Genomic DNA, 11,857 nt, shown 5'->3' with positions numbered 1-11,857 from the left:
GTCTCAAATAGCGCTTCCTGGAGCCGCGCAGCATATCGCCCCATACGTCCATCGCCGCCCATCCCAACAGATTAGCGAAGCGTTCCGATCCATCCATGTCGGTCCTCCGAGTGCACTGTTGGGACAGGCGTCCGGTCGGCGGCGGTTCCATTGCCATCATTGCGACGGGAGACGTTGAATGGGACTCTAAGGATATAGAATCGATGGAAGACCCGCTGATCCATGATCTTCAGGACGTCTACTACGCGGAGCAGCAGATCATCAAATCGCTGCCCGATATGATTGAAAAGGCAACCAACCCGCGACCTAGCTAGCGCGCGTACTCCTAAATCTTCGTTCAATATCCGCTTCGATCCGATACCGACCGGCTCTGTGCAACCGCAGCGAAGGTCGCGATGGGCCAAGAACAGACCTACTTTCTCCGTTGAACCCATCGGCGACCAATGGAATGTCGGGCTGACTTGATCCGGATTATCACGTTCTCGGCAGTGCACTTCATCTGACAGGAGCGATCTATCGGCTAGCTCCGGCCGTTCGGCGCCTCTCGAGTCCGGTCGGCGAGTGGAATGAATTTGAGATCACCGCGCACAGGCAAATGCCTCCTTGCGCGCCGCGCGGTCATATCGGACCGCAAAATCATCATGAGGGCTCAGCGGTCCAGTTCCGCGACTTGCGCATCGCGCTCCTGTAAAAGCCATCGCCAGTACGCCGCTTAGCGAACTAATTTGAAGGAGCACGCGTTGGATCTGGATACGCAGACAGATAGGCGTTCCCGTCGCTCGGACAGACGACCGCCGAGCCTGGCGTTTTCCGCCGGCGTGGTCTTGCTTGAGACGGTCTCAGATATCACGAGTCGCCATGGCGGCCGCAAGTAATCGCCTTGTTACGGTGTTCGGTGGAACGGGGTTTCTCGGCCGCCGCATTGTTCGATGCCTTCTCCAGGCGCCTGAGTTTTCTGTTCGGATTGCATCAAGAAATCCTGAACGAGGCGGGCAGCTTTTTGGCTATGACGACCCGCGCCTCCAATCTGTGCAGGTGGATCTACACGACGAGGGTTCGATAGCCGGTGCGATTGATGACGTATACGGCGCCATCAATGCGGTCAGTCTCTATGTTGAACATGGGCCGGAGACGTTTCACTCCGTGCATGTGGAATCCGCCCGGCGATTGGCCGCCCAAGCACATCGAGCTGGCGTCAAGCGGCTCATCCACGTTTCCGGAATCGGCTCCGACGCCACTTCGCCGTCCCTCTATATTCGCAAGCGCGGCGAAGGCGAACTGGGGGTCCGCGCAGCATTTTCTGAGGCCACGCTGGTTCGGCCGGCGGTGATGTTCGGCGCGAATGACGCGTTTCTCACCACCATCCTCAAACTGCTCCGCCGATATCCGATATATCCAATGTTCGGTCGCGGATCGACGAGATTGCAGCCGGCCTATGTTGACGATGTGGCCGAAGCGGTGACACGAGCGCTTCTGAGAACCGAAACGGGCGTCACGTACGAATGCGCTGGTCCTCGCATCTACACATACGAAGAGCTACTCAGATCAGTCGCGCACGCGGCCGGCCGCAGGCCAATACTCATTCCAGTGCCATTTGCTGCTTGGCATGTAGCAGGATGGGTTTCGGAGCTATTTGCAAGGCCACCCATCACACGGAATCAGGTGGAGTTGATGCAGATCGACAGCGTAGCGTCGATCGGAATGCCAGGATTTTCCGAGCTCGGAATCCCGCCGCAATCAGTCGAACAAATTATATCGACCATGTTGCGGGACAGCGTCGAGCGAAACGGCTCTTGAATGGAGGCGGTCAGGTGAATCCTGCTCCTGCAATTCCTCTTCGCTTGGTGCGAGGTAGCCAGGAGTATGGATGGGAGATTCGCTGATGGCTTCTTCACAAGCGGGACAACCCCAACCGTGACTTAAGGCGCAAGAAAGATGAATCACCGCGAGGACAACCGCCCCAAGAAGTCCCGTCACGCAGGCGATCTATCGGTTCCCCGGCGCGGACCTCGCGACCTATCTGGTAGTCCGCCGAGCCATTGAAGCCCAATTCCCCGACAATATTTTTTTGAGTCACGGCGAACTTCCGGTCACGCACCGATATGTTCGACTATGTTAACCTGTGCTTCAAGGATCGGCTGTCCGCCCAAGACAGCGGTTTTCCCCTGCATGGCGCACGCGGCACGGCAGGCTATAGATTGCGTCGCGAAGACGATAATCCATTTGTTGCCGAACACCGGGGTCGATAGAGGTCGCGACGATGAAGCGCGCGTGGTTGCTGAGATTTGCCAACGCTTGATCGGAAATATGGGCTATCCGGATTACGGTGTGGGGTGATGAGAGAAATTCGCATTATCTGTAGCTGGAGGACTATGGAGCCGTCTGGGCCAACCACGCTAGAATGCTTGGGTTTCTCGCGGCCTTGGTTCGGAGGCCGGGAAAATACTATCAAACATTCTATTTTGATATCATCGCAGTTAATCTCTGGAGCACGCCATCATGGCCGCTGTGACCATCCGCAACCTCTCTGAGGAGGCGCATCGCGCCCTGAAAGTCCGTGCGGCCCAGCACAATCGCAGCGCCGAAGCGGAAATGCGCGCCATTCTGGAGGCCGCCGTGCGCCCTGAGGGCCGGCTGCGGCTCGGCATCGCCATTTCGGAGATGAGCCGGAAGATTGACCTCACCAATGCCGATGTCGAGGCACTTGAACATGGTCGCGGCGCGCGTCCCGCCAGGCAAATGCGCTTCGAATGATTCTGCTCGATGCCAATGTGGTCTTCGAGGAGCCGCCGCGCACGGATTGAGCGAGACTGTTCGGAAACCGTCGGTTGATCGCGAGAATTGTGACGATGCTTGGCATGGGAAGGCTCCGTGTGTCAGGTACCTGCCCTGCAGCGGCTCGTTCTTAATGCCGTTCGTGAAGCTGCCGACTTAGGTCGGCGGCGTGATCGGCGTTGTAGGCTCGCTACAGCAGTTCACTTCGCTTCCGCCTCGGAGGCTCCTTTTTGGCGGGGTCCCGTATGCTCGCGCGAACTGCGCGAGTCGATCTTCAAGGGAATCCGTCTGCTTGACTCGCCCTGCGTCTCAATCCCATCGCGCATTCCTTCTTCAGATGGGAGGACTCTACGCCGCCGATCAAGGGCTCGTGCATCGAGCCAGTCGATGGCGATCTCGTAATTCGGATCGGCGAAGCCGGGTCCGGCCTTCCGAGTCAGCGGCGCTTTGCGCGAATGACTGTAGGCATCCCAGGCGGCGCCGATGATCGCATCGAGTTCGTCCGTTAAATTAGCGGCGCGAAGGCAGGATCGATGAACTTGCGCCGGTAGCGGCTTTCGAATTCCACGCGCGGCAGCTTGACCGGCACACGATGTCCGGTTCCGGCATGCTGTCCCAAAGTGTTCTACGAATCAACTTTGCGCGCCCATATGGCGGTTCCTCGCCAGCCGAGCGGCACTGCTTGCGGTCGTCTCGCCTCTGCAAAGGGTTCGTATGCTGCAACGCGAAGGGATCGCTATTCGCGCCAAAACTTCTCGAGCTCCTCGGCGGTTACCAGATCCACCTGGCCATGGAAGCGGGTGCGATACATCGTCATGAGCGCATGGTGGCCAACATCGGAGGAACTGCACAAGGCGTCCTCCACGATCACAACCCTGAAGCCGTGATCGACGGCGCTGAGGACCGTCGACAAGACACAGACGTCCGTCTCGGCGCCGGTGATCACGACCGTGCCGATCCCCTTTCCGACAAGTAGATCTGCCAAAGCGGGGTTGCTGAACGCCGAATAGGCAGGCTTGTCGATCACGAGCGCGGGAGGGGCGAACCGGGCCAGAGCCGGCACGAGTTCGAGGCCGAACGGCGCAATCCGGTCGCGCGTCGCTTCCCTCCAGCGCCGGAAGTAGATTTGCCATTGTCCAACGCGATCCTCCGGCGCCTCGGGCGTGATGAAGCGCGAGAAAACGGTTCGTACCTTGTAGCGCGAAGCTATATCCGTGATCGCAGGTAAAACCCGCTCCATCCACGGCGTTTCCCAGAGGCCGCCGGGAGCGAAAATGTTCTGCATGTCAACGCAGAGGTGAACGGCATCCCGGATGTCGGGTATTTCCGACTCGCTGTCCCTCATCATCCTCCGCCATTCATGTCCGCACCCCGGATTCCAATGAAATCGTGAGGATCAGGTTCCGTTCCGAAGCGACGTTGGAACAAAGGCAGCGCACCGACATTGCCGGATGCGAAATAGCCCGATCGTGGCCGCCGCCATGCACGTGGGGATCACGGGACCAGAGGCACGTTTTGCCAGCCCAAAGTACGATCGATGTATCAAAGGTCTCCGCGCCGATCGCGGTATGGATGATCGTCTTGGCGTGCCTTGGAGCGATGCCCTGCACTGCCCAGGCCGCCGTTACGGCTAGCCAGCTTGACCAAGCGACGCTCGCGCCACGACTGAATGCACTGTTGCCACTGCAAGTCCGCATGCGTGATCTGAGCAGCAACACCGCGCCGCTGCGAGACTGGCTAGGCGTCCCTACCGTCTGGATCCTCGCCGACTACACCTGCAACGCGCTTTGCGGACCGGCGATATCGATCGTGTCGAACGCGCTGGCCGACACCGGCCTGAGCGCCGGCAGGGACTTTCGGCTCATCGTTGTCGGCTTCGATCCCAAGGATACAGCCGCTCAGGCGCAGGCCATGAAGAATGCGCAGCTGAGTACAAGGAGTGGTCTATCCGAACACAGCGCCTTCCTGCGGACGGCGGCTGCGGACGTTGGCTCGTTGACCGATGCATTTGGCGTGCGGACCATCTACGATCGCGAGCACGATCAATTTGCCCATCCCGCAGCCGCCTTCGTGGTGACACCTGATGGGCGGATTTCGCGCGCGCTCTCGGCGCTGGCGGTGGATGCGCCGAGCCTGCGTCTTGCCCTGGTCGAAGCAGGCCAGGGGCATGTCGGGCGCTGGACCGATCAGGTCCACCTGCTCTGCTACAGCTTCGATCCCGCCAGCGGCACGTATACGCTGGCAGCGCGGCGCCTTCTGCTAGCGGCCGCCTCCATCAGCGTCATTGTCCTTGCCCTGCTGATCGGGCTTCTCTTTCGACGCGAGTTTGCGGCCAGATACCGGCGATCGGCGCCCTCTCCTCCGCCACCCGCGCAAGGACCGCCTGGAACGTGATCCACAACACCAAGCCCTGAAAGAGCGCCGCGGCGAGCAGCATTACAGCTGTCATTGCGAACGACCGCCCGTGAATGGCCGGAAGAATGAGGATCGAGGACTCGACGCACCGCATCGCCAGCGTCAGCCCGCACAGGGCCAACAACCAATGCGGGTCCGATCGCACGCTGGAGCTCAGCATCGCACAAAATGGAAACACGAATTGCCCGAACGAGAGCGCAGCCAGGATGAACTGCCAGCCGTTTTCCGATCGCACCAAATACCAGGTGACCTCCTTGGGAATATTTCCCGACCAGATGACGATGTACTGCATGGCGTGGAGGTAGCACCACAGCAGCACCACCGAGAGCAGCAGGCCACTATAGCCGCGGCTCGGACCGATCCTTCGCGTCGACAACAGCCCGCCACCGATCACGAAGGCCGCTCCGTTGGTCAGCACGAAACTGAGATAGATCAGGCCATAGATCGATGAATGAAATTCGGGCTCCAGCGATTCCATCCAGTCGATCCCGGCGAACGACACGGTCAAGATCCACGCGATCGACCCCACCGATGCCGCGCGCACCATGGCCTCATCGTCGCGCCAGGCACGCCGGAGCCATTCGGCGAGCCCGATCCAGACCGAGAAGTAGATCACCGTCCGCAGCACGAAGAACCACGGCACAAACCAGCGCGCCTTGAACGGCGGCAATGACGCCGGATCGGCGATGGCGGGATAGATCTCCTTCATGAAGAGAAGGACGGGAATGAATGTCAGCGCGACGACAGGCAGGATGCCGGTGGCCGCGACGAAGATCGGATGCAGCGCCTCGGTCCAGCGGCGCCGCACCAGATAGCTTGTCATGAAGAGGACAAGCGCTCCGATCGGGATGGCGCCCCAGGCGATCCAGGCGACGAGATAGGCCGCAGCGGTCGACCGTGCGTCGACGACAAATCCAGCGATCAGGATCAGGCCCGATATTGCCGCCACCCCGCTCCCTGCGCCGGCACGAACTCTCATGGCGCGCTCTCGAGCTTGGCCCGCTCATCCGCCGGCACGTCGTCGAGCGAAGCGTGACGGCTGAGTTGAAGCGCGCGGATATAGGCGACGATCGCCCAGCGATCCCCCGGCGGGACGCGGGCCGCATAGGAATACATCGCACCATGGCCGTTGGTGATCACATCGAAGAAGTATTGATCGTCCGCCGCGCGCAGCCGATCGTCGTGATAGCTGGTCGGCCGCGGCATGCCGCGCCGGACGATGATCCCAGTGCCGTCGCCGCCGGCGCCGTGACATGGCGAGCAGAAAATGCCGAAGCGCTCCCGCCCCCGCGCCAGCAGTTCAGCCGAGAGCACAGGTTTCGTGCTGGCGGCCTTCTCCCGTTCGAGATCATCGCGGGCGACCGTGTTTGGCGGGGGCCAGCGCAGCGCGCTGCCGCGAAATAGCGGCGCGCGCGAATATTCGCTGTAGCGCGGCTGCACGTCCATGTTCTGGTCGCAGGCGGCGAGCAGAGCTGCAAGCACAGCGATGAGCGGCAGCCTGTTCATCCCGGCACGAGCTCCACGGAAAGCGCCCCCGTGCCGCGGAGGAACGCCAAGGTCTTGGCCGCCTCGAACTTGGCATCGTCCGCGCTCACGCAAAGGAAAAAGCGGTCCTTGCTGGCGTGATGAAATCGCCCGGTGCCGAACACGGGATAGTTGAGCCGCGGCAGCCCGTTCTGCCACAACATCCCCGCCAGCATCGCGAGTGCGGAGAACAGGATGGTGAGCTCGAAGGTCACGACCGCGAAGGCCGAGATTGCATAGATCGGCCGACCGCCGACATTGAGCGGGTAGTCGTAGTTCACATAGAACTGCATGATCAGCGCGGCGCCTGCTCCGGCGATGGCCCCAGCAAGACCGACGAAGGAAATGGTGGGGCGCGGAAGCCGCAAAATGCGATCCAGTCCCTCGACCGGAAACGGCGTGAAGGCGTCGAGATTGCGGTAGCCGGCTTCCCGCGCCTTTCGTGTTGCCGCCAGCAGGTCCTCCGGACTCCTGAATTCCGCCAACGCGCCATAGAGCTCTTCAGCCATGCTGCTGCTCCTCTTTCTCTTCGTGTAGAAGCTCCTTGCTCTCGAAGATCGAGATCATGGGAACGAGCCTGATGGCGATGAGGAACGGCACCAGGAAAAGCCCGATCGTGCCGAAATAGGTCGACCAGTCCCAAAAGGTCGGCGTGAAGTGGCTCCAGGATGAGACGAGGAAGTCGCGATAGAGACCGGTGACTAGGATCATGTAGCGCTCGAGCCACATTCCGATCGCGACAGACACCGAGATCAGCAGCAGCATCCATCCAGTCCGCCGCACGACCCGCCACCACAGGGCCTGTAGCGGAGTGAAATTGAAGATGACAGCGCCCCAATAAGTCCAGGCGTAGGCGCCGACGAAACGGTCCGCCAGCGTTTGGAGCTCATGAGCCTCCCCCGAATAGACGGCGTCGAACACTTCGAAGACATAGCCATACCCCGTCATCAGGCCGGTCGCGAGCAGGACCTTTCCGAGCACATCGAGATGATCGTCGGTTACAAGGTTCTCGAGCCCGAACCACGAGCGCAGCGCCACGGCGATGATGGAAACGATGGCAAAGCCGGAAAAGGCAGCCCCCAGCACGAAGTAGGGTGGAAAAATTGTCGAGTGCCAACCCGGGATCTGTCCCACCGCGAACAGCAGCGACACCTCGCTGTGGACGGATACGACCAGCGGCACGGCAAGGGCTGCTGTCAGCCGGTACGCCTGTGACCAGCGCAGCCAATGCCTGGCCGAGCCGCGCCATCCGAGTGCCGTGATGCCGAAGAAGATCTGCCAGCCGCGACGAGTTGCTCGGTCGCGCGCCGCGGCGAGGTCGGGGATCAAGCCGGTGTACCAGAACGCCAGTGAGACCGTTAGATAGGTCAGCACCGCCCAGATGTCCCATTCCAGCGGGCTGCGGAATTGCGGCCAGACGCTCATGCTGGCCGGGTAGGGAAACATCCAATAGACGTACCAAGGCCGGCCGAGATGCAGGATCGGATAGATCCCGGCGCAGACTACAGCGAACAGCGTCATGGTCTCAGCAAAGCGATTGAGCGAGTTGCGCCACTCACTTCCAGTTAGCAGCAGCAGCGCCGAGATCAGCGTGCCGGCATGGCCGATGCCGAGCCACCAGACATAGTTGTGGATCGCAAAGGCCCAGTTTACCGGGATGTTGATGCCCCAGATGCCGACGCCGCGGGTGAAGAGCTCGACCACCGAGACCATCAGCAGCAAAAGCAGCGCGCTCGCGAACATCATCGCGATCAGCCAGCGCCGCTCCACGGGGAAATGCAGGGGGATGCCGGTGAGCTGGTCGGCGATGCCGCCCATGCTCTGGCGCGTCGGCAGGATGTCGGATCGATCGCTCATCCCTGCCTCGATTCCGTCTCATCCTCGCGCCAGCGCGCCAGATAGGTCGTGCGCGGCCGCGTTCCCAGCTCCTCGAGCAGCACATAGTGCCGGCCGTCGCGCTTCAGCCGCGAGACCTCCGAGCTCGAATCGTTGATGTCTCCAAACACGATCGCCTTGGTGGGACAGGCCTGCTGGCAGGCCGTGACCACCTCGCCATCGCGCAAGGGACGGTTCTCCTTATCCGCAGCGACGTGCGCTGCCTCGATGCGCTGCGTGCAATAGGTGCATTTCTCCATGACGCCGCGCGAGCGCACGGTCACGTCAGGATTGTGGGCGGCATGTTCCGATGAATCGGTGGGGGCGCGATAGTCGTAGAAATTAAAGCGCCGCACCTTGTAGGGACAGTAGCTGGAACAGGTGCGCGTGCCGATGCAGCGGTTATAGACCATCTGGTTCACGCCCTCGGGACTGTGCGTCGTGGCGTGGACCGGGCAGCCCATTTCGCAGGGCGCGTCCTCGCAATGCATGCAGGGCACCGGCTCAAAGAAGCTGCGCGGCTCGGCGATGTCACCGGTGTAGTAGCGCCCGATCCGCAGCCAGTGCATCTCGCGGCCGGCCCTGACCTGATCCGCCCCGACCACGGGAACGTTGTTCTCAGCGGTGCATGCCGCCACGCAGGCATTACAACCGATGCAGCTGTCGAGATCGATCACCATGCCCCAGGCGTTCTTCGATTTCGGCCAGGGGGCGTAAAGACTGGCAAGATTGGGCGATGCCCGCTCTGCCTGACCCGGACTGACCTCGCGGGCGAGATCAAATCCTTCCAGGCGGTGATGCAGCTGGGTTACCGCGAGATCTTCATTGGTCTCGAGCTTGCGGAGGCTTCCACGCGTCAGCCACGGTTCGGCGCCTGGTTGCACGCGATAGGCGTCATAGCCGAGGTCATTGCCGACGCGCCCGGCCCGCGTCCTTCCATAGCCAAGAAAGAGCGCGACCGTATTGTCGGCCTGGCCCGGCATGATCCAGAGCGGCCCGCTCACGCGACGCTCGCCGATCCTCACTTCGACATGATCGCCATTGCTGGCAGCGAGACGCTTTGCCTGCGCCGGACTCACGGCAATCACATTGCTCCAGGTGACGGTCGTCAGCGTCTTCGGAAGTTCCTGGAGCCAGCCGACATTGGCGAACTGGCCGTCCCAGACGGTCGGGTCCGGCCGAAACACGATGTCGAGATCGCCGGTCGTGCTTGGCGGCGCGATGATGTTGCTCGCGGGCGAGGCCGTGATGAACGACGCAGCCCCCTCGACAAAGCCGTCATGCAACGCTTGTTTCCAACGTGCCTCGAATGCGTCGCCAAAGCTCGCCTGCCAGGTCGCGCGGACGGCGGCATCTGCGGCCGGATTGATCTCTCCGAGCAACATTGCGACGATCTGGTGCACCGTCCTCACGTCGTAGAACGGTGAGATCACCGGCTGAAGGATGGTCGCCGTGCCATCGACGGCGCGCGCATCGCTCCAGCTTTCCAGCGCATGTGCGAGCGGAAGCTGCCATTCGCAGAGTGCGCCGGTCTCATCCCGTTGCAGGCCGAGATGAATCGAGGAGCGGACGCGCTTGATGGCTTCGCCGGCGCCGAGCTCGCCGGGTGCGCCATAGGCAGGATTGATGTCGAAGACGATAAGCGAACTCACCCGCCCGCTGTTGATATCAGACACGAGCTCGGCAAGCGTCCCCGCATTCGCCGGTCCGGAGATCGGCGCCGTCAGCTTGAGCGTCTGGCCGGCATTCCCGAGTTGTTGATTGATCCTGGCCACCCAAAGGCCGGTGGCGGCACCTCCACCCAAACCTGAGACAATCAGCGACCGCCCCGGCCGCCCCTTGCAGGCCGCCGCGGCACGCGCAATCCAGCGGCCCTCGGCATCCGTCAACTCCGGCCGGGATGCCCCGGCGACGCCGATAGCGTTTGCAAGCGCCTCCGCCAGGGCCGGCATGCGACGCGCGTCAGCGATCAAGCGCCGGGCCGCCAATGCACCCGTCGCGGACGGCACGCTTTCCGCCATGAACAATTGATTACCCGGCCGATCCGCAAACCGCCGACGCGACTGCGACCAGCCCAGCGCATTGCGCAGCTGGTCAGGTCCCGGTCCCAGAAAATCATCGTCGAGGCTGACAACGACATCGCAGTTCGCGAGCACATAGTGCACGTCAATGGCTTGCCCATAGACCGCAGCCGTGATTTGTCGTCTCGCATCAAGACCTGTGGGCGCGTGCACATGAACGCGCGCTTTTGGAAACTGCTTCAGAAACGAATCGATCTGCCGCCGCAGCGTCGGCGACGTGGTCGGTCCGAGCAGCAGCCGCACGCCCTCGCCCTGATCGGCCCGCCAGCTCTCGCGCATTGCACCGATGGCCGACTCCACATCGGCCCAGCTCACGGGCTCGCCGTGCCGGCTCGGCGCGGCCGCGCGGTCCGGATCATAGAGCTGCAGCACCGCGCTCTGCATGAAGACGTCGCTACGGCCTCGTGTAGCCGGATGCCCCGGATTGCCGTCGAGCTTCGTTGGCCGTCCCGCATGGGTCGTGGCAATCACGGGCTGCGCGAAGCCGTCGAGGAGCACCGCCGTCGCATAGTAGCGCGGCAGGCCGACGGTCTCGCTCGCAGGCTGGTCGACATAGGGTAACGCGGCGACGAACGAGCTCTTCTCGCAGCCGGTCAGCCCCGCCAGAGCGAAGGATGCGCCCATCAGCTTCAAGAATTCGCGGCGCGCGGTCTTCGAAAACTCCTGCACCGCGGGATACTCCGCGTCGATGAAGGCCTGGAAGCGCGGATCGTCTGAGAGCTCCTCGATGCCCGCCCAAACGCGCGGGCCGTCCGTCGATCGATGGTCGATGCGGCGCTTCATCGGTGACATACGTAGCAGTGGGTGAGTTCGCCGACCCGAATGCCCTCATGGGCGGCGATCGCCTCGCCTCCCTTGCGCGCATTTGCCGGCGGCTTCCATGACATGTCGGTGATGTATTCCAGCGGTCGCAGATGCGGCGCGGGATCACGATGGCAACCGATGCAGAACTCCATGGTGAACGCTTTCGCGCGATAGGTTAGCGCCATCTGGTCGACACGGCCGTGGCAGGTTTCGCAGCCGACGCCCTTGGCGATATGGATGTCGTGGCGGAAGAACACGTAGTCAGGGAGCTTTGCGACCCGGGTCCACCGGATCGGCGTGTTGTCGGCGAGGCTTCGCCGCAACGGCTCGAGCATTGACGCGTTGGTCCAGATTTCCGAATGGCATGTCATGCAGGTCTCGGT

General features: G+C 62.0%; 10 protein-coding genes and 1 pseudogene. 4 read left to right on the top strand and 7 right to left on the bottom strand.

Features of this window, described 5'->3' with window-relative positions; translation table 11 throughout:
• Positions 1-203 precede the first annotated feature (203 nt).
• The 3 genes and pseudogenes from MTR72_RS34595 to MTR72_RS34585 all read left to right on the top strand — a co-directional run.
• Positions 204-299 (top strand): annotated as a pseudogene (locus tag MTR72_RS34595) (DUF892 family protein); the annotation flags it as partial.
• 559 nt (positions 300-858) lie between these two features.
• Positions 859-1,797 carry a complex I NDUFA9 subunit family protein gene (locus MTR72_RS34590; protein WP_280966508.1) on the top strand — a complete coding sequence of 313 codons (939 nt, stop codon included), beginning with the start codon at positions 859-861 and terminating at the stop codon, positions 1,795-1,797.
• Positions 1,798-2,499: 702 nt separating this feature from the next.
• Positions 2,500-2,754: a FitA-like ribbon-helix-helix domain-containing protein gene (locus MTR72_RS34585; RefSeq protein ID WP_280966509.1), complete on the top strand. Its 255-nt coding sequence runs from the start codon at positions 2,500-2,502 to the stop codon at positions 2,752-2,754.
• Between the two features lie 757 nt (positions 2,755-3,511).
• On the opposite strand, the gene MTR72_RS34580 is transcribed toward MTR72_RS34585, so the two are convergent.
• Complete coding sequence (locus MTR72_RS34580; protein WP_341511980.1) at positions 3,512-4,120, bottom strand: cysteine hydrolase family protein; 609 nt, start codon at positions 4,118-4,120, stop codon at positions 3,512-3,514.
• Between the two features lie 350 nt (positions 4,121-4,470).
• Between MTR72_RS34580 and MTR72_RS34575 the strand changes: the two genes are divergently transcribed.
• The gene (locus MTR72_RS34575; protein WP_280966511.1) at positions 4,471-5,169 is read left to right on the top strand and encodes an SCO family protein; all 699 of its coding nucleotides are present in this window, start codon (positions 4,471-4,473) and stop codon (positions 5,167-5,169) included.
• On the opposite strand, the gene MTR72_RS34570 is transcribed toward MTR72_RS34575, so the two are convergent.
• The 6 genes from MTR72_RS34570 to MTR72_RS34545 are packed head-to-tail and all read right to left on the bottom strand — an operon-like array spanning position 5,057 to position 11,845.
• Entirely contained in the window at positions 5,057-6,169 is a 1,113-nt protein-coding gene (locus tag MTR72_RS34570; protein WP_280966512.1) for a hypothetical protein, read from the bottom strand. The genes MTR72_RS34575 and MTR72_RS34570 overlap by 113 nt on opposite strands.
• On the bottom strand, positions 6,166-6,696 hold the full coding sequence (locus MTR72_RS34565; protein WP_280966513.1) for a c-type cytochrome: 531 nt from the start codon (positions 6,694-6,696) through the stop codon (positions 6,166-6,168). The genes MTR72_RS34570 and MTR72_RS34565 overlap by 4 nt, the downstream gene beginning before the upstream one ends.
• A complete protein-coding gene (locus MTR72_RS34560) occupies positions 6,693-7,223 on the bottom strand; it encodes a DUF3341 domain-containing protein (protein WP_280966514.1) in 531 nt (176 codons plus the stop codon). The genes MTR72_RS34565 and MTR72_RS34560 overlap by 4 nt, the downstream gene beginning before the upstream one ends.
• Complete coding sequence (gene nrfD / locus MTR72_RS34555) at positions 7,216-8,571, bottom strand: NrfD/PsrC family molybdoenzyme membrane anchor subunit (protein ID WP_280966515.1); 1,356 nt, start codon at positions 8,569-8,571, stop codon at positions 7,216-7,218. The genes MTR72_RS34560 and nrfD overlap by 8 nt, the downstream gene beginning before the upstream one ends.
• On the bottom strand, positions 8,568-11,453 hold the full coding sequence (locus tag MTR72_RS34550; protein ID WP_280966516.1) for a TAT-variant-translocated molybdopterin oxidoreductase: 2,886 nt from the start codon (positions 11,451-11,453) through the stop codon (positions 8,568-8,570). The genes nrfD and MTR72_RS34550 overlap by 4 nt, the downstream gene beginning before the upstream one ends.
• Positions 11,450-11,845, bottom strand: coding sequence for a cytochrome c3 family protein (locus tag MTR72_RS34545; RefSeq protein WP_280971116.1), 396 nt, complete (start codon positions 11,843-11,845; stop codon positions 11,450-11,452). The genes MTR72_RS34550 and MTR72_RS34545 overlap by 4 nt, the downstream gene beginning before the upstream one ends.
• Between the last annotated feature and the right edge of the window lie 12 nt (positions 11,846-11,857).

Origin of the sequence: Bradyrhizobium sp. ISRA442 (assembly GCF_038085055.1) — a bacterium.
Classification (GTDB): domain Bacteria; phylum Pseudomonadota; class Alphaproteobacteria; order Rhizobiales; family Xanthobacteraceae; genus Bradyrhizobium.
The sequence above is the reverse complement of the archived record's forward strand: the minus strand, read 5'-3'. Positions and strand labels throughout refer to the sequence as shown.